Origin of the sequence: Clostridium sp. N3C (assembly GCF_900095445.1) — a bacterium.
GTDB lineage: Bacteria > Bacillota > Clostridia > Clostridiales > Clostridiaceae > Clostridium_AU.
The window spans coordinates 38,629-62,885 of record NZ_FMJL01000017.1 but is presented as its reverse complement, the minus strand read 5'-3'; the positions used below and the strand labels follow the sequence as shown (position 1 = coordinate 62,885).

Below are 24,257 nucleotides of genomic sequence, written 5' to 3'. Positions count from 1 at the left end.
GTGATAATAAAGTAAGTTCTGTAATAATAAAGTTGGCTCTATGGAAATAATGTTATTCCCGAAATTAAATCTTCACGTTGTCGAAGGCATTTAGGGTACGTTACGGAAACGGGAATTTTGAATTGTGTAACTAATAAAACCAAGGGCATTTGGAGTATATTAAAGGTTTTACCCATATTTCTTGATACAAGAATAAGAATAGAATATGTAAAATTCAAGGGAAGTGTGGCTAAAGGAAAAGAAATCAGAGCATTATTAACTTTTTATAAGAACTTGGCATGTTTTTTCTGTTTCTAAAAAGATATGGTAAAGGAATTTAGAAACAGAAAAGGTCCTTTTATGAAGGATAAAGTTGTATTAAAATGAAAATGAAGCGGTTATTCTTAAGTGGATTTTTTAATTAATAGATTTGGAGAGGAGGCTTATATGAATTATACAAGTCTTGAATCAAAAATAAAAAACTTAATTGATAGAAAATCAGAAGGGGAATATTGGGATTTTAAACAAGAATGGCATAAAGATAATGAAAGATTATTACATGATATCCTTTGTTTTGCAAATACGGTACATGATAAGGACAGTTATTTAATAATTGGCGTATCAGATACAGGTGAAATAGTTGGTGTAGGTGAGGAAAACAGAAGAAAACAAGTCGATATACTTGACTTGCTCTCAAATACAGTTTTTGCTGGTGATAATATTCCTGAAGTTCGTTTGGATACAATAGAAATTGAAGGAAAAGAGATTGATATCTTAACTATATTTAACTCTTATACCGTACCTTACTACCTAAAGGCCAAGTGCAAAAGATATAATAATATTAGAGAGGGTTACATATATACAAGAGTCGGGGATAGAAATACTCCAATAAACCAAAATGCAAGTATACAACAAATAGAAATGCTTTGGAAGAAAAGATTTGGATTAACACAACCTCCATTAGTACAGATAGCCAATAGATTGGAGAATAAATTAGAATGGGCACAGAATGAAGATGCTTACTATAATATCTATAAACCTGAATTTAAGTTAGAAGCAGAATATGATGAAGATGATAGGAATATAGGTGAATTCTATGTATATTCTCAAACTAATTCACGATTCATGTATAAAAATCTAAAGATAATGTGTAGTGAAACTGTATTAAAAGAGTTTCAATTAGTTGTGCTGGATAGTGGGAGGTATGAAACGCCTATACCCAGATGGGGGTTTGCAGGCTATGATGAATGGAGACATAACCATAAATTCACATATAAATATTTTTTAAAGGATAGTATTGATTATAAGTTACAGCAGTTTCTATTTGATACAGAGAATGAAGAAGAAGTATATGCAAAGCGAAGATTTGATGAGGTCGTTTTATACTATGAAAATGAGGAAGAGAAAATAGCATTCGAATTTTATGTTGAAAATAAACAAAGCCTAATTGAATCATATATAGTCGAAGCCGATAAAAAATTTTATGAAATTAATACTAATAACGAACTGGAAGCCAAGGAATGTAAGCGAAGGCTGTCAACGGGTTTGGCGTTAAATAGAGCATTACAAGAGTTTAGAGCATTATATAAATAAAGTATTATTTATTGATAGAGTCTTCTATGATAACTGAGGGGAACTGTATTTGGAACAATTGTAAATAAAGGGTTATAGATAAATATGAATTTGTTGAGAATAAATTGTACAAATTTTTCATGTAAGGAGGATATGTTATGATTGGTTTGCTTAATCTTGGTAGCCTAGTGCTTGGAGTAATTGCCTGGATACTTCCTGTTGTCAATCTTATGCGATATAAGAATCAGGGCAACAGAAATTGGGCTTTTCTTTCTATTATGAGCATCAGCGCTTGTGCTATTTCACTATGTTTACAGATTCTTTATGGCTACCATCTAGTAAAGATTGAGGACTGGTCTGCTCTTATGGACACTACTGGTGCTGCGGCGTTTGCCGCTATTATTCTTCTCACTGTTACTATCATATTAAATGCAATTACTCTGATTGCATATCGAGACAAAACGTCAAAGTAGGAGGATAGGGTGTTTTTGTTTGCATATAACTTGAAATGAAAAGAAGAACAAATAGATAGAAAGGGAAATTTATAATGAAACAAAACAAATACGATGATGACACCTTTTTTAATAAATATAGTAATATGGATAGGTCGAAAAATGGTCTTGAAGGTGCGGGGGAGTGGCATGAACTGAAAAATATGCTGCCTGACTTCAAAGATAAAAGGGTTTTGGATTTAGGCTGCGGGTTTGGATGGCATTGTCGCTATGCTGTAGAGAACGGTGCCAGGTCAGTAATTGGAATTGATATTTCACAAAAAATGTTAAGTGAAGCAAAGAGTAAAACAAAGTGTGGAAATATCGAGTATATCTGTATGCCAATAGAAGACATAGATTTTCCTGAAGAATCCTTTGATGTTGTTATCAGTTCCCTGGCGCTTCACTATATTAAATCCTTTGAGGATGTTTTAGATAGAGTATATAAATGCCTTTCAAGGGGTGGAGATTTTATATTTTCTGTAGAGCATCCCATTTTTACTGCCCAAGGCCCTCAGGATTGGTATTATGATGATAAGGGCAATATTCTGCATTGGCCAGTTGACCATTATTTCACAGAAGGCATTCGCAATGCTAAATTTCTAGGTGAGGAAGTTATTAAATATCATCGGACACTTACTACATACTTAAACAGTCTCATAAAAATAGGCTTTGAAATAACAGGTGTTGTCGAACCAAAGCCTGCAGAAAATATGCTCAACACAGTACCTGGGATGCGGGATGAACTGCGCCGGCCGATGATGCTGCTTGTGTCAGCAAGAAAGAAGTTATATTAGAACAAAATGAAGGCGGAGGTGGAGTGCTGCGATGGTAGAAAATATTTTGAATCAAATCACCAGAGAATTGGAAGGCATACCAGGCATTATAGGTATAGTTTTAGGAGGCTCAAGAGCAAGAGGTACCAATCATGAAAAGTCCGACATAGATATTGGAATATACTATGATGAAACAGAGGGCTTTGATATCAGAGAATTAGGCAAGGTTGCTGCAAAACTAGATGATGAGCATAGAGAAAATTTAATTACGCAAATAGGTGGGTGGGGTCCTTGGGTAAATGCAGGTGGATGGCTTGTTATTCAAGAATATCATGTAGATTTTATATTACGTGACATAAAAAGGGTGTCTCAGGTTATTGATGATTGTTTGGCAGGAAAAGTATCTGCTCATTACCAAACTGGTCATCCCCATGCATATTTAAATGTAATGTATATGGGCGAAATTTCCGTTTGCAAAATACTTGTTGACCCTAGGGGTAAAATTTCAGAATTAAAATCCAGAACCAAGCCATATCCTCAAACTTTAAAAGATGCAATAGTTCAATATTTTATGTTTGAGGCCTCCTTTTCCTTAATGTTTGCTGAGGATAATGTCGATAAGGATGACATTTATTATGTATGTGGACATTGTTTCAGAAGTATTTCCTGCTTAAATCAAGTTTTATTTGCTTTGAATGAAGAATACTGCATTAATGAGAAAAAAGCGGTCAGGATGATTGATGGCTTTTTTATAAAGCCCAGGGATTATAAAAATAGAATAGATAAGATTATTACATTACTTTCCGCTGATAGAGATACTACAAGAGAAGGGATAAATATGCTTAAGGAACTTATTTCTGAAACAGAAATCCTTCTTGTTAAGTAATAAAATCATTTTGTATAGAACTTATATTACGAACTACAAGCGAGAAATTAAGAAGGAGAAACCTATAATGAAAGCAGAGATTAACCTTATTACAATTTGGACAGACGAAATTGACAGGATGAGAAATTTTTATAATCAAGTCCTTGGATTTAGAATTAAAAATGACCTTGGCAATTATGTTGAATTAGAAAATAATGGAGTAAGATTTGCTATATGTATGAGAAATGTTATGTATTCATATAGTGATGAGTATAGGAAAAAAGTAGTTGGTCAGGCTTTTGAATTGGCTTTTCCATGTGAAAATCCTGATGAAGTAGATGAAGCATTTGAAAAGTTGGTTACGATGGGAGCAACTCCTGTTCATCAACCTCAAAATATGCCCTGGAATCAAAGAACAGCATTATTTGCAGACCCAGATGGCAATATACATGAAATTTTTTCAGAGATTATTTAGGTCAAAACTTTCTATAGAAATATGTATTAAGAGGTTATACATACTTGTGTGGGAGTAATAATTTGGAAAAGCATGAGTTTGGAATAATAGATTCTTTTGAAGAAAACAAATGGTATAGTGACTATGAACCTGAAAAATATAATTGTATTTCTGTTAGTGACGATTTATTTGAAGAATTAATTATAAAGTGTAATGAAGAATTATTGGCAATTAAAACATATTTTCAGGTTACAACCCAGCCAGGTACCGGATTAGATTATTGCGGTGTAACGCTTATTCCTCCAGAATCCCTTAAACAATTTAGAGGGGTTATTATCAAGGCAAATATCCACTATCAATCGCAGGAACTTGAATTGCTTATTGAAAAGGTATCTAGTGCAATTAGTGAAAATAAATACTTAATTCACTATGGAATATAGTATTTTTCATATAAGAATATGCAGATGAAAAGTGGGAGTATCATGTTTGAATATATAAAATTGCAAAGAACAATGTGTTTTGGGACTTGCCCCGTTTATAGTGTAACAGTGGATAATGAGGGCAATGTAAATTATTATGGAGAATTGTTGATAATAACAGATTAAAGGGAACTCAATACTGGTTCCCTGTTCGTTGCTCAGGGTTTGCGAATAATATCAAAATCACAGATAGTGATAGAATGGGTGTTATAGTCAATGAGCCCATCTTTTTTCATCTTATTGAGTTCACGGGAAAGAGAAGTTCTTTGAATACCTAACCTTTCGGCCAATTCCTTTTTTGTCATATTAAGTTTTATTTCTTTACTTTTTTGAGTGTAATACTCATAATTTAAGAATTCAATGATAGATTCCTTTATAGATTTCATGGAGATTGATTTAATTTTGCTTGTCAAGATAGCAGTTTTGTCCGATATGCAAGTTAAGAACTGTATTAAGAAATCCTGGCTAGTCTGACAAAGTTGCAGTACAAAATCTTTATCGATATGTAAAATTTCAGCATCTGATTTTGCCACCACACTCATGGGATAATAAGGATACCTTGAAAACAATAGGTTGCCTCCTATACTGTCTCCGACCTTAAATTCGGTAATAGTTAATACATTTCCCTTTTCATCAATCTTTTGAACAAATACCTGGCCTTTTAAAATAATATCCCAGTAATTGCATTTCTCGCTTTCAAAATGGATAATGCTGCCTTTATTGTATTTAGAGATAATATAATTATGAGTTTTAAAAAGATTAAGCAGTTCTTCAGTAGAAAATCCATCAAATAACTCTGTTAGTCTTAAAATACTTAGATAATTTTTTATATTCATAAATACCACCTTTTTTAAAATTAGGTTGTGTTAAGTAGTATTTGTGTAAAATGCGTCAAATGATTTATTTTCAAGCATTAGAGAGTTATTAAACCTCAGAATTCGTGTACCCCCTAATTTTCATCAAATCCATGCTTGCATCCTCTTAAAAATGCTTTAAAATCTGCTCATAAATTTTTGTCAAGGTCGGGCTGAAAGCCCGTTAATTTCAGCCTTGACAAAAATTCAATTGAGCAGATTAAAATTTTGTCAGAGGATGAAAGTATTTAAATCTTGCGAAGCATTTTTTCATATTTTACTTTACACTATCTAAAATTAGTTACCGTGGTAACTGTATGTCACTGTAATTTATTATAATATGGAGTTAAACATAGTGAAAGGAGAGTTTTTATGGTGGAGAAAAAATATGTATACAGTCTTACTGATGACAAAATAATCGAAAAGATTGTAGATGATGAGAATATTAACCTAAATCATATGGTTCTTGTAAAAGGAACAAGTCTTCCTGAGCACTATTCCAATTCCAATGTTTATATGATAATTGTACGTGGGGAAATGACTTTGCAGTTAAATGAACAGGAACCACATCTTTATACCAAGGGAGATATTATTAATATCCCATATAAAACAAAAATGAATGTCAAAAATCAAGACGAAGAAATATTGGAATTCTTTGTAGTAAAGTCACCCAATCCTAAAAACTACAAGGAGAAGGAGTGATGAGGGGTGGATATTTTTACAGTATCGTTATGGGGAATAACAGGGGCTGCGTTTATCGCATCCCTTGTTAAAGATAAGCAGAAGACATTCAATTCAATGAAAATGGCAAAAGGTATGATGAAAAATATGGTCGGACAGATAATAGGCATTTTACTGCTTATAGGATTGATTTTGACCTTCATACCGCCTGAAGTTATAAAGAGTACTCTAGGAGAATCTAATACATTTATTTCAACCATTGTTTCTGCTTTGGCCGGCAGTATTACATTAATTCCGGCCTTTGTAGCGTTTCCTCTGGTAGGCTCTCTTGTAGATGCAGGTGCGAGTATTATTCCGGCAGTTGCTTTCCTAACTACTCTTACAATGGTCGGACTGGTGACATTTCCATTGGAAAAACAAGAATTTGGTTTGAAATTTGCTGCTATCCGTAATGCTCTTAGTTTTGTGTTTGCACTTATAATAGCACTTACGATGGGAGTGATTATGTAAAATGATTGAAATAATTAAAAAGAACAAACTACTGACAGCAGTATCTCTGGCATATGTTTTTCTATTTATGGCAATGCCCGATAAGGCTTATTTATCTGTCAAAAACAGCATGTATTATATTATAGAAATGCTTGAAATTATGCCTGTGATTTTTATACTTACATCAATTATTGAAGCATGGGTTCCTAAAGAAGTAATCATGAATGGATTTGGGGAGAAAGCAGGAATAAAGGGGGGTATATTCTCGTTCTTATTGGGCAGTTTTTCAGCAGGACCTATTTATGCGGCATTCCCAATTTGCAAAATGCTTTTAAAGAAAGGTGCCAGCATCGCAAATGTAGTCATCATATTAAGTGCATGGGCGGTAATAAAAGTACCCATGCTTGCCAATGAAGCAAAATTCTTAGGACCGAATTTTATGGGGCTAAGATGGATATTGACAGTAATATCCATACTGATAATGTCATATCTAATGACTGTATTTGTAAAAAAAGAAGATATTCCTGTTCAGGAAGAGCGTGACCTTGGCAAAGTAACTGGTATTAATATTAAAGAAAAATATTGTATTGGATGTGGACTGTGTGAAAAATTAATGCCTCATTATTTTAAGGTGGTGGATAAGAAAGCAAAATGGAAAGAGTCTAAACTTAATGAGACACAGATAAATGAATTGAAAGCGATAATAGATAAATGTCCTGTTAAGGCCATAGACTTAAAATGATATTCTTACTGTATACCCAAAAAACTTGTGTCATGAATAAAAAGTATTGTTAAGAATCATGGTGAAAATAGGGTAGAAACCTTATGGGAGCCATGATTTTTGTTTAGCATGAGTAGTTTTAAGGAGAGATGGGATAAGGGTATGAGGGGGAGTTTTGACATGTTTTTTTGGTTACATCAGAGCATATATGTTATATTTATATTAAGATATTTAGATAAATAAAAATTAATGCTTAATGATAATAGAATATTGTTTTACTATTGCAGAATATAGAGAAATGATAAAATAGAAGTGCATAAATACATGTAAAAGGAGCCGTGAGAGTATGAAAATTCTTCAGTTGAAAATAACATTAAAAGACGTAAAGCCTCCTGTCTGGAGAAGGGTATTGGTTAGAGACGATATTACGTTTTATAAACTCCACAGGATAATCCAGCATGCGATGGGATGGTTTGAATCCCACCTTTATGAGTTTAGGCTGGGAGAAATGATTATTGGGGAAAAAGATGATGACTGGGACTTTTACGACAGATATGAAGTTAAAAGTGCAAAAAGAATAAAGTTAAGCAGCATGAACTTTGCACCAAAGGATAAATTCAGATATGTTTACGATTTTGGTGATAATTGGAGACATGACATTGTTGTTGAGAAGGTGCTTGACCCGGAAGAAGGCGTTAAATATCCAGTATGTATCGGTGGTAAAAGAAACTGTCCTCCTGAAGATGTAGGGGGACCGTGGGGATATGAAGATTTCCTTGAAGCAATCCAAGACCCGCAGCATCCAGAGCATGAATCCATGCTTGAATGGGTGGGGGGTTCTTTCGACCCTGAAGAATTCAGCATAGATGAAGTCAATGATATGTTGAAGATGATAAAGTAAAAGCATATATATTTTATCGGACTTTGTATGGAGGAGATAAGGTGATAAAAGAGGGGGAAAAATAATATGTCAGACAACATTAATAAAGTAGTTGTTATTTATAAATCAAAATATGGCAGCGCACAACGCTATGCACAGTGGATTGCAGATGAAGTCAAGGCGGATTTATTTGAAAGGTCTAAAATTACACTAAATGACATACTCAAATATGATACAATTGTTTATGGCGGTTCACTGTATGCTGCTGGTATTTTGGGTATCTCGCTCATAAAAAAGAACTTTGACAAATTAAAAGATAAAAAAGTGATAGTGTTTTCTGTAGGTGCGTCTCCTGCACATCCTGAAGCAATAAACGATGTTATAAACAATAATTTTACCGAAGAAATGAAGGGGAAAGTGCATTTCTTCCACTTGCGGGGTGGCTTCAATTATAAGAAGTTAAATCCAATTGATAAGATTTTAATGTATCTTTTAAAGAAGAAAATTGAGCATAAAAAACCTGATGAACTTACTGACGATGAAAAAGGAATGCTTGCATGCTATAAACATCCTGCTGACTGGACAAATAAAAAATCAATAAATCCGATTATTGAATCAATAAAAAGCAGAATTAAATAACAGTTATATACAACAGAAATGAGAATTATAATAAAAATTGGTATAATAGAGAGGTAATGATAAATGAAAAAATAAATAACTGCTGTTGCTGTAAGGGAAAAGAGTCACTTAATAAAATAGAAAATGACAATACATGTCCTGTGTGTAAAGCATCAGGAGTAAAAGTAAAAAATATTACAGTCAGGCATTTGGTAGTTGATACCCTTGCAGAATTTGTCGGAGATATGGATTATTATATATGCATGAATGAAGAATGTAATATTGTTTATTATAATCCAGAATCAGGCGTTAAGTTTGAAAAGCAGCAAGTGAAAGTGCCTATATGGTTTAAAAAAGATGCCAATCCTAAATACGCCTGTTACTGCAGCAAGGTTACAGAGGAACAGGTAATAGATGCTGTAATAAAACATGGTGCAAAAACAATTAAGGATATTATAGAAATTACAGGAGCGATGAAAAACAGCCAATGTCAAAAAAATAACCCCTTAGGGAAATGCTGTCACAAAATAATTCAGGAGGCTATAGATAAGGGGTTATCCATGAAATAAGATGCAATTCCGTTTTGTACTATATTTTAATACTATATACCGTAAATCGGGGGATTATCATGTTTGAATACATAAAATTGCAAAGAACAATGTGTTTTGGGACTTGTCCTGTCTATAGTGTTATGGTAGATAATGAGGGTAATGTAAATTATAGTGGAGAAATGTTTGTATATAAGAGCGGAGAGCATCATTGGCAGATACCAATGAAAAAAGTAGAACAATTAAATGGCTTGATTGAGGATTTTGGGTTTAAGTCTTTTATATATGAACCAGGGAATGAGTTCATTACCGACCAGTCTTCTTGTATTACCACAATAAAATATTTAGATGGAGAAAGTAAAGAAATTAATCACTATTACGGACATGTTTTGATAGATGATAGCCTGACAGCATTTGAAAATAAGATAGAAAGAATTATAGGCACAAAAAAATATGTAAATCCAACGTTGTACATATACTTTGTTGAAGAAAAGATTTTAAAGCCATCAATAAGATACATGGTTATTTCTGCTACGGAAAAAGAAGCAATATCTCTAGTAGAAAAAGACTGCACTAATCAAGAAGCATTAAAATGGAAAACCAGGAAGATTGGTGTTGCTACAGATGATTATTATGAACCGCTAATACTTATGAGAGAGTTTAAGTACAGTAATGAGAATTTATAGGAAGATATGAAAATCGGGAAAAAATATGATATAATATATAATGATATATAAAAGCCAAGGTGAGCCAACACTTTGACTTTAGTAATGTTTTTAACTAAATAGGGCTATTAGGATTGTTTAAAATGCTTTGGAGATTTAGCGGTATTTCCAAGGCATTTTTTCTTAACAGTAAGTTAAGTCTTATTCATTAAAAAATTTCTTCTAAGTGAATCTTGAGTCCATCAAAAATTTGAGATGTTGCACAATCACTACCTTTGTAAATAGCAGCCTGTTTATACTCATCTTCTTCTAATATATACACTTCAATAGTTTTAAGTTTTGGATTTACTATCCAATATTCTTTTACTCCAAAATCCATATAAATAATGTATTTTTTAATCCTGTCATGGTTTTCATTTGATGGGGAAATTATTTCAATAATTAAAGCGGGTACGCCATAATATGCGTTTTCTTTTAATCCTGCCTTATCACAGATTACCATCAAGTCAGGCTGAACTTTAACATTTACAGATTTTTCTTCGTCTATTAGCCATAAGTCTAAAGGGGAGATAAATGCTTCACAGGGTTTGCTCCTAAAATAATTCCTGAATTCTGCTGCAATATTTAATAAAACCCGTTGGTGTTCTATTGATGGGAATGGAAGATAGATGACTTCGCCATCGAAATATTCAATTCTATTTTCTGTTTTGTCTATCTCTAAAAACTCTTCAAGGCTTACCATTTTCGTTTTAGGAGACATATTTTCACTTCCTTTCCAAGGATATTTTACGATATTCTATAGAGATGATACAAGGGGTTAAAGGATTAAAGGTTAAAGGGATTTGGAATAAGTAAAGACATTTTAATTCTACCAATTAGTAGCAGCCTCAGATTCATTATCTGAGTTAGATTTTAGCACTTTTATGTAACCAAATAACATTTTGATAATTTCAATCAACTTTTTATCAAAAGCATCATATTGTTCCCTATGTATATAGCCATTTTGATAGGCAGTAAGAAGATGATTTCTACATTCTCCTGCACTGCCAAGAGCGCTGTTGGCGTGGAAGAGTTCCCTTTTTACGAATAATTGGGTATTTCCCTCAGCAATATTTGCACCAATACTGCGACTGGCTCTAATTAATTGGTCTGTAAGCCTATATTGTTCATGACTTGGAAATCCTTTAACCAATTCTCCTATCTCCTGCTCCAATGCATTCGCCTTCTGCCAAACCTTAAGCGTCCTAAAATCCTTTATTACTAAACTTTCGCCCATAAAGTTCATCCTTTCAAATTTGATTTTCTACATTATAGAGAAGGATAGGAAGAAGTCAAATTTTGATAGATGAATTTTTGTAAAGAAATCCTTGAAAGGAGAAAGGGTTAAGGGGCTGTGTTAAAGGGCTATATACACATACTTGTTCCTTAATCCAATGAACCTTTTACCTAATATAGGTACAGTAATATCAAGGATTTGGGCAGATTTACTAAATACATAATTATATATGGAAGGGTAAAGTGGAAAGGGGAAAAGGATTTAAGGAAAAGATGATAAAAAACACTTGAAAATGTATTTGATGATTTAATATAAAATAATCGCCCATTAATAAAAAGGTATTTTACTAAATCAGAATCAAATACCTCCGTTACAATAAATTTGTTTGCTTACCTAATTTGATAGGTAAGCATTTTTTTGAGAAAAAACTTGAAATTATAAAAAGTGTTTCGTTAGGATGCTAAAGAACATAAAGGAACCTTGCACTTTAATAAGGGTCTTTTAGAAACAAAATTAGAAAAGGAGTGCTGCATATGGATAACAAAATAATTATTGGAGTTGACCACGGTAACAGATTTATAAAATCTTCAGAAGGTATTTATTCATCAGGATATGTTGAAAGTTCAACTGCTCCAGTTATTACAGAAAATTTACTGTACTATAACGGAAAATATTACTCAATCGGAGGGAAAAGGGTTAAATATCACTACGATAAAACAATAGATGAAACTTTCTTTATCCTCACACTTCCAGCATTGGCTATGAGGCTAAGCAAAGAGGGAATAACAAGTGCAGACGTGATTTTAGGAGTTGGAGTACCATTATCCCACTTTCAATTAAAACAAAAGTTCATAAACTATTTTAAAAGAGATAATATTCATTTTACCTATAACCAGAAGAAATACCAGGTAAATATTAAAGAGGTTATGTGCTTTCCACAGGCTATTTCAGGCTATATGCTTCACTTTGAAAAGTATAGAGGAATTGACTTTTTGAATTTGCTTGATTTTGGCCAAGTTACCGTGGATGCGGTAAAAATACATCAGGGAAAGCCCTTGATTGATTCTGCAATCAGTTTGAACTGGGGAATGTTAAAATTAGTTAAAACAATACAAGAGCAGATAAGAAAGGAAACAGGCATTGAAATTACAGAAGAGCAAATTGAGATGACGATTCAAGGAAAGAAGTCATTATTTTTCAATGATAGAATAGATAAAATTATAGAAACAACGACTATTACTTTTGTCAATGACATGCTTGATGAACTGTGAGAAAACGGATATGAACTTCAGGCAACAATGAATCTGATAATGGGCGGTGGAGCGTGCATCGTGCAAAACACTCTTGACAAGGGGAAACACCAAAACCGAATCGGATATACTGAAATACTGCCCGAAAGTCAAATTGCAAATGCTGTTGGATATGAGAGATTAATAAGAGAAGCCTTAAGAAGAAGGTGAAGATGATGAGCCAAGTAAAGAGAATAAACCTCAGTTTTGATTTGAGAAATGAGAAATTGAGGGAAGCCTATGAAATAATAATATCCAAGCGTTCTGCAAAAACAGCATTTGTTGCAGATGCTGTCCTTGCTTATATAGAGAACAATACACAAATAAATAAGCAATGTATAAAGGATGCTGTAAAAGAAGCGATTCAGGAAATGGGAGGTATAACAGTTAATGAAGCAAATAATGAAGAATCAGCAGGAGGCATCCCTGATGATGTTTTTGATATTATAAGCCAGATATGAGAAAAGGGGTAGGGATAAGGCATTTTGCCTTATTCTGCTCTTTTTATATGCCGTTTACTTAATTCCTGATGTTAAATTTTAGTACACAAAGGAACTGGAAGAATTAGTTAGGAACTAAAAGGAACTATAATTTGAAAAATTAAAGACAAACTTCTTTACAAATAATTCTAGGATATGCTATATTTAAAGTGCATTCTAGGGAATGTAGTTGGCAAACGGGCAAAATAGGGGAAGAGATTGCTTTGTTGCGGTTTCTTTCCCTATTTTGCTTTATATATTTTTGTATAAAGTAATTTTTTTTCCTCAGGAGCATAATAGAAGCGTAAAACCCGATTTTAGAATTGGTTTCCTTATATAGAAAACTGATAAGATAATTATTTAGAATTCATTCTTTTTGCATGAGAAACGGAGCAAATGGATGGGTTTTAATAGGGAAAAGGAGTTAGAAACGGTTTTAAGGGTTAAGGGGTAAAAAAAGTGATTCTAAAATTGAAACAGAGCAGGAGTATGTGGATTATAGGTTAAAGGGAATAGGGGGCTTAGAATAAGAAATTACATAATATAATAGTAACTATTAAAGGTATTGTTTTTTCTTACCCATTAAATCTTATCAAAATCTATATAAAAGACTCTATTAATAACTTAGGTTGTACTATATAATAGTAAACAGACATTCTTGGGGAAATATAGCACAATATTGCATGTATCCTTTTTGAGGTGGAGGTATATGAAAATCAAAAGCAAAACAATTATTATATCAGTATTTTTAATAATACCTTTAATACTGTTTTCATTAAGTTATATAAATTTTCGTAGTCAAAAAATCAATAATGAGCACTTAGAAAGTTTCAAAAATAAACTTATGACAACTATCCAGCAAGAATCATATTTTGATATGAAAAATATAACTCCTTTTGAATGGGACAGAATGTATGTTATACTGTCTTATACCAGCAGAACAGAAATGCAGAAAATAGTAGGAACAAAATGGACTACTGCCGATACATATATTGGTTATCTGATATTTGATAAAACCTGGCTCGGAGAGCATCCACTGGATGATGATATATTTCATAAATTAGTTTTTGTAAAAGATAATAAAGTAGTTTTGGATGTTACTCTCAATAGGGGTGATGCTGATTTTACACAAATTAGTAGTCCTGTTATAAATGATAGCGCTTTATTTATCATTGACAAAACAAGCGGAGGAAATTTTATAAAAGCAAGTAAATAGTGGAGGGTACGGTACTTTAGTAAAAATATGAGCGTGTTTGGAGTGAATAAGGTATGAAAAAAGAAAAATCAACAAAGATGATTACTATATTTACTGTTATATGTGCTTTAGTGGCATTTATCAGTTTATTTTTTAATTCCTTATTGCCATTATATTTATCTTATAAATTCAATATAGATACAAGAGATGCTGGTTCAATAGGAATTATAGGCGGTGCAGATGGACCAACAGCAGTTTATTTGTCAGGTCAGTCTTCTTCGCACTTGTTTACTGCAATCTTTGCATTGCTAACAATATTGGGATTCATATATCTAGTTGTTATCAAATATAAGAAAAATCATAATTAATCCAGAATCAGTTATTTATCAGGAGCAAAGATGTAACAACAGGTTTGTTTGTACAGAAAAGATAATATAACATATTATATAAAAAGGCTTTCCAGTCAAAACTGAAAAGCCATAAGATTATTAATCAGATAACCATTTATCCAGATATTTTATCATCTCACTTACATCTGGATAATGCTGTGAGAACCTTTCAGGTGCCAATTCGGGCACTCTATCTGACAATTTATTCAGCAATTCCTTTAATTCATTCAGTAAATCTATCCCGTCGTTGTAGTTATAATGGTAAACAGTTTCAAGTATGTCAAGGTAATATTCGGCATCCTGATATTCCCTTGAGTCTTTACCAAAGTTCTTGTCTATTGCAGAAAGGATATTCTTAATTTCTTGTTTTAAATTCTTGGCTTTCATATAACCACGTCCTTTCATTTGATTTTAAACAGGATACAGAATTATGGTTTTGAAAGTCAAGTTTTTTTGATTAAAAAATTTTTAAGATTACGGCTCATTAAAAAGGAATACTGACATCGTCATATGCAGGGGTGAAGTTGCCATCATCCAGTACAGCGGTGATAGGGGCTATACCAGTTGAAGACTGGTGACTTTCATTTTTGGGGATGTAATCCCAAACATCAAAATCTTCATTTCTTATTATATTGCCTACAATAGCAGCAATCTGTTTTTTGGAACATTCGTTGTCTATTTTCTTAATTAAATCTAAATTAAATCTCTTTTTCAGATGAAACAGTTGTGCTTTAGAAATGTTGATTAGGTTTTCTCCTGCATTTCTTTCTTCTTGAGCATTGCCTGCGTTAATATTGCCATTTTCTTTTATGGCAGTTTCTGTTTCATCAGTATCCTGCATGTCATGATAATCTTTTGTAGAAAGGTTAAAGAGAATTTTTATTTCTTCTTCTCTAAAGCAACATAATTTTTTTAATACTGCAAGTTGCTGATATGTCATATCCTTTAAATCTATATGCTTAACAATTGCTTCAGCAAAATTAGTCATCTGGTTTATATCTCTTGGGTCAATACACATAATTTCATTTTCAGTGTACAGGCCTGTTTTTAATAGAGTGTTTAAATCTTCATTACTTGCAGGGGTAAAAGAATAGGCTTGTTTTTCCCATAGACTAATTAAAAGCCTTAGCATGTTATCATCACGCAGTTTAACGGAACAATCGGTAATATCTTTTCCTAATTCTTTAAAGGTACTTATAATTCTAATATTCCTGAAACCAAACTGCCAAAGGCGGTAGGCGGCTGCAATGCTTTTGCTTTGTCCAACCTTATGGTCATCATTATCAAAGAATAAGTTAATAACCACATCTTTGCCGCAATATTTATCAATTAAGTATATATGGAAGTCGGTTAAATTTGCCTGCCCTGGAGAAACGGCGTCATATCCCATGCAGGAAAGTTTTATTGCATCTGCAATGCCTTCTGTAATCCATAATGCATTAATGCATTTATTCTTCAGTTCGTAAAGGTTAAAAAGGAAGTTTCCAGGTTTAAACGGAACAAAATTTCTAAAAGCCGTTCCGTTTTTATTTGCTGTCAAGTTATCCTGATAATCGGTCACGTTAAGGTATTTGTATTGTTTTGGAGCATTTAAATCTGTTTGTCGGCACTGGTACCCGACTACTATGCCGGTTTCATGGTCTCGAACGGGAAACAGGACTCTGTCATTCAGCATAAAGAAATCACTGTAGTAGAGTTGCTTCTGGCTAGCCTTATCAAAATAGATAAGTCGATATCTCAAAGCAGTATCTATGTCTATATTATATTTCTTACTCATGAAATCAGAGAGTTTATCGACAGAATTTAATTTATCTGCATTTTGAGTAAAGTCATTAATCAGTTTACTGTTTTTAGCATCCTGAATTGCTTTATCATAATCAGTAATCCCATTGTCAATTATATTCTGGGCTTTATGATGCCTGATGGTCATTTCAAGGTCCAGTGCTTCCAGTATAAAACCGGGCTTGTTTGTAGAGTTGGAAGGAGAAACCTTGAAGGAAGGCTTTATTTGTTGTTCTTCTCCTTGGCATTGGCGGCCTTGCGATTCTGCTGTATAAGAAAAATATCTTTCAGGAAGCAGCCAGATATTACAGTAATCTGTATATCTAAGGCTATTTGTTTTATGATAGCGTTCCAGTATTTTATCTTTTAACTTCTGCTCAAAATCAGCGATTGAGTTGAATCCTAGATTCAGCCCAGCAAAGTTGTTTGCAGCAAAAATTTTTGCTTCGTTGAGGCTGTTCCTACCTGAGAAATTTTGCATATACATGATAAATTCAAGGTATGTACCGCTTTTACCGCAGGCGTTGCAGTGAAAGTTCCGTTTGTTGTCATTAAGAGAAAGAGAGGTAGGGTTATCTGCTCCAGAATGGAATGGGCAGACAAAACGCCCTTTGTTATATTTCCCTTTAAGCCTGTAAAAATCCTTTAACTTTGCAGCAGTGAGAGACTGCTGGATTAGAGGTTCAATATCATTAAGGTATTGAAATATTAATACACCAACATCGTGAGATGTCTTTTTGGCAATGATGTTATCTAAACTGCTGTTCATAGGCTATTCCTCCGTTCCGTAATTTTTAATGAACGTATTATAGCCATAAATCAGTGTATTTCAAGAGGAACTTTATTTTGTAACAAAAATGTAACAAAAAAATTAAGCCTAAAAATTTGACAAACTTAAAAATATGGTTAATATGTTATTAATACTTCAAGGTACTTCAGTTCAAGAAAACTTTGCGAAACATTGAGAGACGCCTTGAAGTTAATGAAGTATGAAGTATTAATGAAATATTCTAATCAATTTTAGTTTTGGTTCAATTCTTGTTTTGAACTGAAGTAATGAAGAATGAAAATTAATACTTGAAATGCTTTATAATCAATCAATAATATACCTCATAAAACAGGTTAAGGAGGCATATGAGACATGAGCATACAGGTATTAAAAGTTTCAGGGAATAGTAATATTAATGCTGTTGCTGATACAATTAATAAATACGTAGTTGAGGATGGCATTGTCCATATTGATGCAATAGGAATAAAGGCAACATATACGACAGTAAAAGCCCTTATACAAGCGGTTGAATATCTGGTGAGTAAAGGGTATAGGTTTAATTTGAGGCCATATTACGTTAAAGTAAATACAGCAGGAAATGATATACAGCCAATTAGTAAGACTGCCATTCGGTGGACTTTGATTGCTAAGGGGAAATAATACAAGTTTTTGTATTTATAACCGAAATATGGTAAAATGAATACACACAGTCGAAAGGTACACACCTTTCTTATACTGCATAAGTATAGTAGAGGTGTGTTTTTTGTTTATACTCTTAGGAAGATGGTTAAATAAATAACAAATGGGGTATAAGGTATAAGGGAAGGAAAAGGGCTGTAGGATTTACAAAGATGAGGATATAGTTTATAATGTTCTAATAAAGAACATTATAAACTATTTTTCTAACCCTAACAGCCAGCCAGGGCTGACTTTTAGGATTTGACACAGGGCTAATAATTCGAAATCAGTCACAATACGCCTCTGCTGCTCGATTTTGCTGATACTTGCCCTGTCTATATATACAGCCATTGTCTCCAACCTGGCTGATAACTGCTGTTGGGTTAGATTGCTTTTTAACCTTGCAACTTTTAACCGAGGCCCGATGATATTTCGATTATCATTGTCGAGTACCAATTTCATATTTACCACCTTTGTGTTTTATTAGAACATTTTAAGTTTAACCGAACATCTAAACTTTTATGTTCTAATAAAGCACATAACATGGTTTTATAGGAGAATGTGCTATGGAGGAGTTTGTAAAAACCGGCAAAACAGTATGCATACTGATAAATAAGCAAGGCAGGATTTATTACAGCAATATCGATAAGGATGCTGCTGGAAAGTACCTGGAAGATATCCATATCTTTGACCATTTGCCTGTTGACGGTACTGTTAGTTACAAAGTTGGGAATTATAGTATCACTGCTGATAAGGTTGTTTTAGACGAAGGAAGATACTATTTGATTCTTATTCAACCGCAGGGCAATTTATATAAATATGCTTACAGGGACTTATTTACAGGCTTATACAACAGAAACTACTGGGAGCAGTTGATATCAGGTGTGCTGCACCGTCCCATACCCAAGAGGTTTACTTTAATTGTTATTGATGTGGATAATCTGAAAAACCTTAATGATAATAAAGGCCATTTGGCGGGGGACAAGGCTATACGGATTGTCGGGAAGTCTATTAGAGAAAGTATCCGTAAACAGGATATTGCTGTACGGTATGGGGGAGATGAGTTCTTTATTCTTCTTGCAAATACGAAAAAGGCTATAGTAGAAAAGGTGATAAACAGGGTTAAGGAAAATATAAGAAAAAGAGGGAAGGAAGAAAATATTCACATTGAAATAAGTGCAGGGGCGGCCTGTTCAGACTGTACCTGCGAGATAGGAAAGATAATAGCCATAGCGGACAGCAAAATGTATAAAGAGAAGGCTGGGAAAAAGGTTAAAGCAAGGCAAATAACAGATGAACTATTGGAATTAAAACAGAAAATAGAGACAGTGAGGGATGAATTAAAAAATAAAGTTATCTGGAAACCAAACAGGTCGGTTGACAAAGAACTGATGGAGGTAAATATAAAACTGGAAAATCTGATTAAAAAGCATTTAAAAGATGCACAATAATCCCATAAAAGAAGCAGGTATATTATTAACCTGTTAAGATACAAATTGATTTACAGGTGATATTGACCTGTTAATTGATGGAGGATTTGTTTTGAAATGAAGCATTGAAAGGAAAGCAAAAGATACTTGAAACTATTAACAATCAATCCTTATTATGCTGATATATGTAAACTAAGGAGGCATAATAAGGTATGAATATACAGGTTTTAAAAGTCGCTGGAAACAGCAGTGTTAATTCTGTTTCTGATAAAATAATCCAACATGCTGTGAACGATGGAATAGTGCATGTAGACTGCATAGGGGTAAAAGCAACTTATACAGCCGTAAGAGCGATAATATTGGCAACAGAGTATCTGGTAAAGGAAGGCTACAAATTTAATTTGCGCCCTTATTATACGGAAGTGGATGTACAGGATAATGACAAAATGGTACAAAAAACTGCCATACGCTGGACTATAGTTGCAAAGAAAAAATAAAATAGAAGTTGTTATTGTAGAAAAATAGCAATTATGGTAATATAAGAATATACGGACGGGAGGACATGCCTCCCTATACTGCCAGGCTTAGTGCCTGGAATGTAAGAGTATAGGGTTGGTGTGTCCTTTTTTGATGCTTTTGTTGTTCAGAAGGGGGGAGTATAAGATGTTTTGCAAAAGTATACCTATAAAATCTAATAATATCAGGCAGGAATTACAGGAAATTAATAATTCAATAGAAGTCATGAGGGAAAAACTTAATAAATTGGTTGGTGAAGGCTTAAAATCAGATAAGAGAACTATTGAAATAAGCCAGCAATTGGACATACTTATACGGGATTATTATTTAAAAAGCATTAAGATTAATAAAAATGATTAAGATTATATCCAGAAAAGGAAAAGCAAAATAAGAATTAAAGAATGCAGTATTTATTAAAAATTATGGCTGATACCTATCGCAGTATCAGCCTGTTTTTATTCACAAGATATCCACAAAATATCCACATGATTTGTTGATAATTCAACCCAAATATGCTTTAGGTAAATTATATGGATTAAATCAAAGTTGAATGGCATATCAATTATGTATTAACGAAATCTATAAAACTGATTATTAACTTTTCCCTTGTGCCTTTAACCTATATCTGATAGAATACAACCAGAAAATATTGTCCATAATTTTAGTATTGTAAAAGATTGCTGTATTATTATAAGCATATAAACGAGGGAGGGAAAGTACATATGTCCGAATATGTCTTCAAAAACGTAAATCAAATAGGGGAACGGGAATATCAGACTGTTATCAATGGCCAGGAATTAGCGCAGATGTGGCGAGGCGGGATAATAACCTACAATCCAGAGATACAGAGAGGAACAAAGGTTAAAAGAGGAAAGGGAAAGGGGTATACTATAGTAAATAACAATGAAAGCAGAAAAACATTTGCTAATAAGATTGAAAAGATGTTTAAAAAGTTACTAAATGAAAAAACTGCATAATTAAATGCAATAAATATGGCTGACAGGATGCTGATAGTAGGCTAATCTGTCAGCCTTTTTGGTCAGAGGGGGGAAGGTTTAAGGAATTAGTTATAAGATTGATATTTAATGCATGATTATATTTTTGTCGCATAAAAATTTACCAAACTCCTTAATACATAAGCCTTTACCTTGACTCACTAATATACATATATTTATAGGGCTAAGGTATTGGGATTAGGGGTAAGAGGCAGGAGATTAAGATAAATTTTAGAGAAAAAATATACTTGACATGAATAATTAATTATATATAAAATGCTTCAGTAAAAACTGGTTTCATCATTGATGCATCTTTCACTAAACTGTCTACTTTCAAAGTAGGCAGTTTTTTAATTGAGATTAAAGACATATAAAGGGTTTTAATTTTAATTGTAGAATAAATATAATAGGGGATATGGTTTAAGGTATAAGGAATGATAGGATGCTTGATAATAACTGTTATGTATATAAAAAAGAAGTGGACTGGTCGGTGCTGCAGCAGGGTGTAAGCATTCCAGTAACCATACAGGTAGTTTTCCAAACTACTATAAATAAGTTTTTGCAAAGAGGCCAGTCTAAAGATATTTATCTGGTGTTGGAAGGACTGACTTATAAGGCAAGGCTTGTAAACCAGAAATTCGATGAGAGAAAATATCCTAATAGAAAAGATATACTTCAAATAAGGTATCATCCTCAGAGTGAGATTGCAGAAAAACTTAGAAGTATTTTTACTGCAAGTTACAAGTATATATTAGAGCAGAGAAATAGCCTGCCTGAAAACCAACGCAAGTTCACTAAAGTTCCTGTAGAAAAAAGGGAATATCTGGCTATATATACAACAGACTATCCAGATACGTATCTATTTGAATGTATTACACAGGAGGATACAAGGATAATAAAGGAAACAATGGTTCATGAAGATGAGCAGGAGTATGAAGCAAGTATTAACTATAACACTATTGACCCTGATGCTACTATTGCTTCAGTGAATCAAATGGTAAAGATTCGGAAACTTAACAGGGCAATAGGAGAAAGCCTGAAACTTCTTTATAACTATCGTTGCCAGATATGTGGAGAGAATATTGGAGCAAGATATGGAGTCAGTATCGTTGAATCACATCATATAGACCCATTTGTTGAATCAATGAATAATAATGCTGAAAATCAGGTTATCATTTGCCCCAATCATCATCGAATTATTCATAGGGCAAGACCTGTTTTTGATAGGAGAAAATTAATTTTTGCTTATCATAATGGAGTAGAAGAAAGGATTATATTGAATCAACATTTATAGAAAACAGGTTGCATTTGCCTGTTTTTATTTTTGTGCATAGTACAGTGATTTGATATTGCGTGATTAATAATTAATTGGAAACAAAACTATTGACTTTTCCTGAAAATAGTAATATTATATCCGTAAAGAAAGTTGATTAAGGGGAAATTATGTTATAGAACGATGGTGAGTTAAGTGAATTGCGTGTTTATTACACCAGATAAAATGGATGGAAAACGGATTTCTTATGATTATGTAGTACAGCAATATGAAATACAGCGATTATTACAGAACCATTCCCTTATAGCATTAGGTGATATTTGCAAGGAGATAACAAGTGGGATTCGTGTTAAGAAAGAGTATTATACGGATAAGAACGGACACAAGATAATTGCTCCTGGAGATATAAGAAATGAAGTTATATATATTAATGAACTTAAAGTAGTACAGCCTGAAGCAGTAAGAGAAAAAGATTTTATAAATAATGGAGATATATTGATTACAGCCTCAGGTAAATCAGGGCAGATAATATATGTAAATGAAGCATTAGAAGGATGTGTAATAACATCGGATATTATTAAAATTACATTAAGGGATAGGGATAAGGGTATAAGATTATATAAGTTTTTAAAAAGCAGTATCGGACAAATGCTGTTAAACTCCATAAAAATAGGGATTTTAAATAAAATTTTTGTGGAGGATGTTGAGAATTTATTAATTCCTGAAGACTTTGATACATATCAGGAAGATTGTTCTTATGATTCTACAGGATATGCAGAGGCTGAAAAACTATACAGGTCTGCAGAAAACATATTTTACAGGGTATTTGATTATAAAGGTGAAGAAAAGAATCTTAAACACTTTTATGTGGCAGAATACCTTGACAGTCACAGATTAGACCCTGAGTATTACTCGAACTTTTACACCGAACTGTATAGGGTAATTCACAAGAATCTAGATGATGTAAAATGGGAGGAACTTGGAGAACTTGTAGAAATAAAAAAAGCAGATAAGCCCGAAATAAGTGAGAATCAAATAGTAAAGTATTTTTTGTTAGCGGATATAGACCCGAACTTTTCAATCATAAAAGAGACCCATGAGGATTTTTATGGCAATTTAAGCAATCGGATGAGATATATTGTGAGGAGTGGAGAAATAGTAACTGCCAAAGGAGGCAGTGCCACAGGGACTAAGGGACATGCAACTGCACTTATTACAGAAAAATTTGACGGTTTGGTTACAACAGATGCTCTATATAACTTGGTCCCCAAAAGAATAAATCCTTACTATCTTCTGTTTTTGTTTAAACAGCCAATAATTCTAAACCAGGTAAACATGTTTACTAAAGGGACACTATATAAACTCATTCAAAGAAAGGACTTTGAAAAAATCAAAATTCCAAGACTGGAAAGTAGTTTGGAAGAACAAATAGTAGATAAAATGATGAATTATTTAAGTGTGTTACGAAACAAATTTTAAAAGAGGTGCTATATATGGGTAAAAATCAATGGGTTGTAAGACATGGCGACAAATGGGCAGTTAAAGGTGAAGGCAACGAAAGAGCAACTAAAGTTACTGATACTCAAAAACAAGCAATAAATGTAGCAAAAGGAATTGCCCAAAACCAGAAATCGGAATTGATTATCCAAGGAAGAGACGGCAAAATCAGGAGTAAAGATAGTTATGGAAATGACCCGTGTCCACCAAAAGATAAGGAACATTAATGGAGGTGGACGCTGTTGGTAGAAATAATATATGAACAACTGAAAACCCCTAAGTCTGTTGAAGAATTACACCAAAGGTTAAAAGAGTCTGGAGTGAAATGGAATAAAGCACAATTACAACTATTTCTTCTTATGAATGGCAATATTAAAAAGACTGGGGATTTATACAGTGTTGGAGGAAATAATATAAATACTATTATATTGGACATAGTGGATAAAGTAATGGATGGTAAACCTATGGCACCCATAAAGAGGGTTATGGAGCATATACCAAATGATATTACTGTCAGTGCAGAAGAGATATCAAAAATTGCAGAGCAAAGTGGGAAATACAAACTTCATCCCAATGGGGCTGTTTTAATGAGAGCAAAAAATTAAGGAGGAATTTTT

Annotated in this window: 34 protein-coding genes; 28 read left to right on the top strand and 6 right to left on the bottom strand. The window is 33.1% G+C overall.

The window, feature by feature from the left end:
- The first annotated feature begins 426 nt into the window (after positions 1–426).
- From N3C_RS07225 to N3C_RS15290, 7 genes are all read left to right on the top strand, one after another.
- Positions 427–1,572 (top strand): AlbA family DNA-binding domain-containing protein, encoded by a 1,146-nt coding sequence (locus tag N3C_RS07225; RefSeq protein WP_014253608.1) that lies wholly within the window; start codon positions 427–429, stop codon positions 1,570–1,572.
- 137 nt (positions 1,573–1,709) lie between these two features.
- On the top strand, positions 1,710–2,024 hold the full coding sequence (locus tag N3C_RS07220; RefSeq protein ID WP_074365374.1) for a hypothetical protein: 315 nt from the start codon (positions 1,710–1,712) through the stop codon (positions 2,022–2,024).
- A gap of 74 nt (positions 2,025–2,098) precedes the next feature.
- Positions 2,099–2,839: a class I SAM-dependent methyltransferase gene (locus N3C_RS07215; RefSeq protein WP_014253610.1), complete on the top strand. Its 741-nt coding sequence runs from the start codon at positions 2,099–2,101 to the stop codon at positions 2,837–2,839.
- 31 nt (positions 2,840–2,870) lie between these two features.
- Complete coding sequence (locus N3C_RS07210; RefSeq protein ID WP_074365373.1) at positions 2,871–3,704, top strand: nucleotidyltransferase domain-containing protein; 834 nt, start codon at positions 2,871–2,873, stop codon at positions 3,702–3,704.
- Positions 3,705–3,771: 67 nt separating this feature from the next.
- Complete coding sequence (locus N3C_RS07205; RefSeq protein WP_068556432.1) at positions 3,772–4,158, top strand: VOC family protein; 387 nt, start codon at positions 3,772–3,774, stop codon at positions 4,156–4,158.
- Positions 4,159–4,220: 62 nt separating this feature from the next.
- The gene (locus N3C_RS07200; RefSeq protein WP_068556433.1) at positions 4,221–4,577 is read left to right on the top strand and encodes a hypothetical protein; all 357 of its coding nucleotides are present in this window, start codon (positions 4,221–4,223) and stop codon (positions 4,575–4,577) included.
- Positions 4,578–4,619: 42 nt separating this feature from the next.
- Positions 4,620–4,742 (top strand): DUF6438 domain-containing protein, encoded by a 123-nt coding sequence (locus N3C_RS15290; protein ID WP_242944057.1) that lies wholly within the window; start codon positions 4,620–4,622, stop codon positions 4,740–4,742.
- Between the two features lie 32 nt (positions 4,743–4,774).
- On the opposite strand, the gene N3C_RS07195 is transcribed toward N3C_RS15290, so the two are convergent.
- Positions 4,775–5,452, bottom strand: a complete 678-nt coding sequence (locus N3C_RS07195; protein ID WP_074365372.1) for a Crp/Fnr family transcriptional regulator — start codon at positions 5,450–5,452, stop codon at positions 4,775–4,777.
- A gap of 390 nt (positions 5,453–5,842) precedes the next feature.
- On the opposite strand from N3C_RS07195, the gene N3C_RS07190 reads away from it, so the two are divergent.
- From N3C_RS07190 to N3C_RS07160, 7 genes are all read left to right on the top strand, one after another.
- Positions 5,843–6,172, top strand: coding sequence for a cupin domain-containing protein (locus tag N3C_RS07190; RefSeq protein ID WP_074365371.1), 330 nt, complete (start codon positions 5,843–5,845; stop codon positions 6,170–6,172).
- A 6-nt stretch (positions 6,173–6,178) separates the two neighbouring features.
- Positions 6,179–6,661: a permease gene (locus tag N3C_RS07185; protein ID WP_074365370.1), complete on the top strand. Its 483-nt coding sequence runs from the start codon at positions 6,179–6,181 to the stop codon at positions 6,659–6,661.
- A 1-nt stretch (position 6,662) separates the two neighbouring features.
- Positions 6,663–7,382, top strand: a complete 720-nt coding sequence (locus N3C_RS07180) for a permease (protein ID WP_074365369.1) — start codon at positions 6,663–6,665, stop codon at positions 7,380–7,382.
- A 325-nt stretch (positions 7,383–7,707) separates the two neighbouring features.
- On the top strand, positions 7,708–8,262 hold the full coding sequence (locus N3C_RS07175) for a plasmid pRiA4b ORF-3 family protein (RefSeq protein ID WP_023062414.1): 555 nt from the start codon (positions 7,708–7,710) through the stop codon (positions 8,260–8,262).
- A gap of 66 nt (positions 8,263–8,328) precedes the next feature.
- Complete coding sequence (locus tag N3C_RS07170) at positions 8,329–8,880, top strand: flavodoxin domain-containing protein (protein ID WP_074365368.1); 552 nt, start codon at positions 8,329–8,331, stop codon at positions 8,878–8,880.
- 56 nt (positions 8,881–8,936) lie between these two features.
- The gene (locus tag N3C_RS07165) at positions 8,937–9,428 is read left to right on the top strand and encodes a Csac_0668 family 2Fe-2S cluster-binding (seleno)protein (RefSeq protein WP_068557332.1); all 492 of its coding nucleotides are present in this window, start codon (positions 8,937–8,939) and stop codon (positions 9,426–9,428) included.
- Between the two features lie 59 nt (positions 9,429–9,487).
- A complete protein-coding gene (locus tag N3C_RS07160; protein ID WP_074365367.1) occupies positions 9,488–10,093 on the top strand; it encodes a DUF6438 domain-containing protein in 606 nt (201 codons plus the stop codon).
- 187 nt (positions 10,094–10,280) lie between these two features.
- Here N3C_RS07160 and N3C_RS07155 read toward each other — a convergent pair whose 3' ends face one another.
- Positions 10,281–10,832 (bottom strand): Uma2 family endonuclease, encoded by a 552-nt coding sequence (locus N3C_RS07155; RefSeq protein WP_074365366.1) that lies wholly within the window; start codon positions 10,830–10,832, stop codon positions 10,281–10,283.
- Between the two features lie 108 nt (positions 10,833–10,940).
- The gene (locus N3C_RS07150) at positions 10,941–11,348 is read right to left on the bottom strand and encodes a four helix bundle protein (protein WP_074365365.1); all 408 of its coding nucleotides are present in this window, start codon (positions 11,346–11,348) and stop codon (positions 10,941–10,943) included.
- A gap of 533 nt (positions 11,349–11,881) precedes the next feature.
- Between N3C_RS07150 and N3C_RS07145 the strand changes: the two genes are divergently transcribed.
- From N3C_RS07145 to N3C_RS07130, 5 genes are all read left to right on the top strand, one after another.
- Positions 11,882–12,619, top strand: a complete 738-nt coding sequence (locus N3C_RS07145; RefSeq protein WP_074365364.1) for a ParM/StbA family protein — start codon at positions 11,882–11,884, stop codon at positions 12,617–12,619.
- A 60-nt stretch (positions 12,620–12,679) separates the two neighbouring features.
- Positions 12,680–12,808 (top strand): hypothetical protein, encoded by a 129-nt coding sequence (locus N3C_RS15420; RefSeq protein ID WP_278281047.1) that lies wholly within the window; start codon positions 12,680–12,682, stop codon positions 12,806–12,808.
- Positions 12,809–12,813: 5 nt separating this feature from the next.
- Positions 12,814–13,098, top strand: a complete 285-nt coding sequence (locus tag N3C_RS07140) for a hypothetical protein (protein ID WP_034837666.1) — start codon at positions 12,814–12,816, stop codon at positions 13,096–13,098.
- 727 nt (positions 13,099–13,825) lie between these two features.
- Positions 13,826–14,332, top strand: a complete 507-nt coding sequence (locus N3C_RS07135) for a hypothetical protein (RefSeq protein ID WP_074365363.1) — start codon at positions 13,826–13,828, stop codon at positions 14,330–14,332.
- A gap of 53 nt (positions 14,333–14,385) precedes the next feature.
- Entirely contained in the window at positions 14,386–14,679 is a 294-nt protein-coding gene (locus N3C_RS07130; RefSeq protein WP_074365362.1) for a sodium ion-translocating decarboxylase subunit beta, read from the top strand.
- 120 nt (positions 14,680–14,799) lie between these two features.
- On the opposite strand, the gene N3C_RS07125 is transcribed toward N3C_RS07130, so the two are convergent.
- Together N3C_RS07125 and N3C_RS07120 are read right to left on the bottom strand one after the other, a co-directional pair.
- Complete coding sequence (locus N3C_RS07125; protein WP_052221639.1) at positions 14,800–15,087, bottom strand: hypothetical protein; 288 nt, start codon at positions 15,085–15,087, stop codon at positions 14,800–14,802.
- Between the two features lie 97 nt (positions 15,088–15,184).
- On the bottom strand, positions 15,185–17,251 hold the full coding sequence (locus N3C_RS07120; protein WP_074365361.1) for a CHC2 zinc finger domain-containing protein: 2,067 nt from the start codon (positions 17,249–17,251) through the stop codon (positions 15,185–15,187).
- A 372-nt stretch (positions 17,252–17,623) separates the two neighbouring features.
- On the opposite strand from N3C_RS07120, the gene N3C_RS07115 reads away from it, so the two are divergent.
- Positions 17,624–17,911 carry a stage V sporulation protein S gene (locus N3C_RS07115; RefSeq protein WP_074365360.1) on the top strand — a complete coding sequence of 96 codons (288 nt, stop codon included), beginning with the start codon at positions 17,624–17,626 and terminating at the stop codon, positions 17,909–17,911.
- A 234-nt stretch (positions 17,912–18,145) separates the two neighbouring features.
- On the opposite strand, the gene N3C_RS07110 is transcribed toward N3C_RS07115, so the two are convergent.
- Entirely contained in the window at positions 18,146–18,391 is a 246-nt protein-coding gene (locus tag N3C_RS07110) for a helix-turn-helix domain-containing protein (RefSeq protein WP_034835500.1), read from the bottom strand.
- Positions 18,392–18,495: 104 nt separating this feature from the next.
- On the opposite strand from N3C_RS07110, the gene N3C_RS07105 reads away from it, so the two are divergent.
- The 8 genes from N3C_RS07105 (at position 18,496) to N3C_RS07070 (ending at position 24,245) form a co-directional block, all read left to right on the top strand.
- Positions 18,496–19,380 (top strand): GGDEF domain-containing protein, encoded by an 885-nt coding sequence (locus N3C_RS07105; RefSeq protein ID WP_074365359.1) that lies wholly within the window; start codon positions 18,496–18,498, stop codon positions 19,378–19,380.
- 191 nt (positions 19,381–19,571) lie between these two features.
- Positions 19,572–19,856, top strand: a complete 285-nt coding sequence (locus N3C_RS07100) for a stage V sporulation protein S (protein WP_034835505.1) — start codon at positions 19,572–19,574, stop codon at positions 19,854–19,856.
- Between the two features lie 166 nt (positions 19,857–20,022).
- Positions 20,023–20,235, top strand: a complete 213-nt coding sequence (locus N3C_RS07095) for an aspartyl-phosphate phosphatase Spo0E family protein (protein WP_034835510.1) — start codon at positions 20,023–20,025, stop codon at positions 20,233–20,235.
- Positions 20,236–20,597: 362 nt separating this feature from the next.
- Positions 20,598–20,852, top strand: coding sequence for a hypothetical protein (locus tag N3C_RS07090; RefSeq protein ID WP_074365358.1), 255 nt, complete (start codon positions 20,598–20,600; stop codon positions 20,850–20,852).
- Between the two features lie 460 nt (positions 20,853–21,312).
- Positions 21,313–22,164: an HNH endonuclease gene (locus N3C_RS07085; protein ID WP_074365357.1), complete on the top strand. Its 852-nt coding sequence runs from the start codon at positions 21,313–21,315 to the stop codon at positions 22,162–22,164.
- A 174-nt stretch (positions 22,165–22,338) separates the two neighbouring features.
- The gene (locus tag N3C_RS07080; RefSeq protein ID WP_074365356.1) at positions 22,339–23,622 is read left to right on the top strand and encodes a restriction endonuclease subunit S domain-containing protein; all 1,284 of its coding nucleotides are present in this window, start codon (positions 22,339–22,341) and stop codon (positions 23,620–23,622) included.
- A 14-nt stretch (positions 23,623–23,636) separates the two neighbouring features.
- Positions 23,637–23,867 (top strand): DUF2188 domain-containing protein, encoded by a 231-nt coding sequence (locus tag N3C_RS07075; RefSeq protein ID WP_034835528.1) that lies wholly within the window; start codon positions 23,637–23,639, stop codon positions 23,865–23,867.
- A 15-nt stretch (positions 23,868–23,882) separates the two neighbouring features.
- On the top strand, positions 23,883–24,245 hold the full coding sequence (locus N3C_RS07070; RefSeq protein ID WP_074365355.1) for a hypothetical protein: 363 nt from the start codon (positions 23,883–23,885) through the stop codon (positions 24,243–24,245).
- Positions 24,246–24,257: the final 12 nt, after the last annotated feature.

Bases quoted from the DNA above. Each gene is read 5' to 3' on its own strand.
- N3C_RS07215 (WP_014253610.1), top strand. From the start codon at position 2,099: ATGAAACAAAACAAATACGATGATGACACCTTTTTTAATAAATATAGT.
- N3C_RS07105 (WP_074365359.1), top strand. From the start codon at position 18,496: ATGGAGGAGTTTGTAAAAACCGGCAAAACAGTATGCATACTGATAAAT.
- N3C_RS07170 (WP_074365368.1), top strand. From the start codon at position 8,329: ATGTCAGACAACATTAATAAAGTAGTTGTTATTTATAAATCAAAATAT.
- N3C_RS07225 (WP_014253608.1), top strand. From the start codon at position 427: ATGAATTATACAAGTCTTGAATCAAAAATAAAAAACTTAATTGATAGA.
- N3C_RS07180 (WP_074365369.1), top strand. From the start codon at position 6,663: ATGATTGAAATAATTAAAAAGAACAAACTACTGACAGCAGTATCTCTG.
- N3C_RS07100 (WP_034835505.1), top strand. From the start codon at position 19,572: ATGAATATACAGGTTTTAAAAGTCGCTGGAAACAGCAGTGTTAATTCT.
- N3C_RS07175 (WP_023062414.1), top strand. From the start codon at position 7,708: ATGAAAATTCTTCAGTTGAAAATAACATTAAAAGACGTAAAGCCTCCT.
- N3C_RS07165 (WP_068557332.1), top strand. From the start codon at position 8,937: ATGATAAATGAAAAAATAAATAACTGCTGTTGCTGTAAGGGAAAAGAG.
- N3C_RS07090 (WP_074365358.1), top strand. From the start codon at position 20,598: ATGTCCGAATATGTCTTCAAAAACGTAAATCAAATAGGGGAACGGGAA.
- N3C_RS07095 (WP_034835510.1), top strand. From the start codon at position 20,023: ATGTTTTGCAAAAGTATACCTATAAAATCTAATAATATCAGGCAGGAA.
- N3C_RS07110 (WP_034835500.1), bottom strand. From the start codon at position 18,391: ATGAAATTGGTACTCGACAATGATAATCGAAATATCATCGGGCCTCGG.
- N3C_RS07145 (WP_074365364.1), top strand. From the start codon at position 11,882: ATGGATAACAAAATAATTATTGGAGTTGACCACGGTAACAGATTTATA.
- N3C_RS07125 (WP_052221639.1), bottom strand. From the start codon at position 15,087: ATGAAAGCCAAGAATTTAAAACAAGAAATTAAGAATATCCTTTCTGCA.
- N3C_RS07220 (WP_074365374.1), top strand. From the start codon at position 1,710: ATGATTGGTTTGCTTAATCTTGGTAGCCTAGTGCTTGGAGTAATTGCC.
- N3C_RS07150 (WP_074365365.1), bottom strand. From the start codon at position 11,348: ATGGGCGAAAGTTTAGTAATAAAGGATTTTAGGACGCTTAAGGTTTGG.
- N3C_RS07195 (WP_074365372.1), bottom strand. From the start codon at position 5,452: ATGAATATAAAAAATTATCTAAGTATTTTAAGACTAACAGAGTTATTT.
- N3C_RS07120 (WP_074365361.1), bottom strand. From the start codon at position 17,251: ATGAACAGCAGTTTAGATAACATCATTGCCAAAAAGACATCTCACGAT.
- N3C_RS07135 (WP_074365363.1), top strand. From the start codon at position 13,826: ATGAAAATCAAAAGCAAAACAATTATTATATCAGTATTTTTAATAATA.
- N3C_RS07085 (WP_074365357.1), top strand. From the start codon at position 21,313: ATGCTTGATAATAACTGTTATGTATATAAAAAAGAAGTGGACTGGTCG.
- N3C_RS07075 (WP_034835528.1), top strand. From the start codon at position 23,637: ATGGGTAAAAATCAATGGGTTGTAAGACATGGCGACAAATGGGCAGTT.
- N3C_RS07140 (WP_034837666.1), top strand. From the start codon at position 12,814: ATGAGCCAAGTAAAGAGAATAAACCTCAGTTTTGATTTGAGAAATGAG.
- N3C_RS15290 (WP_242944057.1), top strand. From the start codon at position 4,620: ATGTTTGAATATATAAAATTGCAAAGAACAATGTGTTTTGGGACTTGC.
- N3C_RS07130 (WP_074365362.1), top strand. From the start codon at position 14,386: ATGAAAAAAGAAAAATCAACAAAGATGATTACTATATTTACTGTTATA.
- N3C_RS07205 (WP_068556432.1), top strand. From the start codon at position 3,772: ATGAAAGCAGAGATTAACCTTATTACAATTTGGACAGACGAAATTGAC.
- N3C_RS07190 (WP_074365371.1), top strand. From the start codon at position 5,843: ATGGTGGAGAAAAAATATGTATACAGTCTTACTGATGACAAAATAATC.
- N3C_RS07210 (WP_074365373.1), top strand. From the start codon at position 2,871: ATGGTAGAAAATATTTTGAATCAAATCACCAGAGAATTGGAAGGCATA.
- N3C_RS07155 (WP_074365366.1), bottom strand. From the start codon at position 10,832: ATGTCTCCTAAAACGAAAATGGTAAGCCTTGAAGAGTTTTTAGAGATA.
- N3C_RS07160 (WP_074365367.1), top strand. From the start codon at position 9,488: ATGTTTGAATACATAAAATTGCAAAGAACAATGTGTTTTGGGACTTGT.
- N3C_RS07115 (WP_074365360.1), top strand. From the start codon at position 17,624: ATGAGCATACAGGTATTAAAAGTTTCAGGGAATAGTAATATTAATGCT.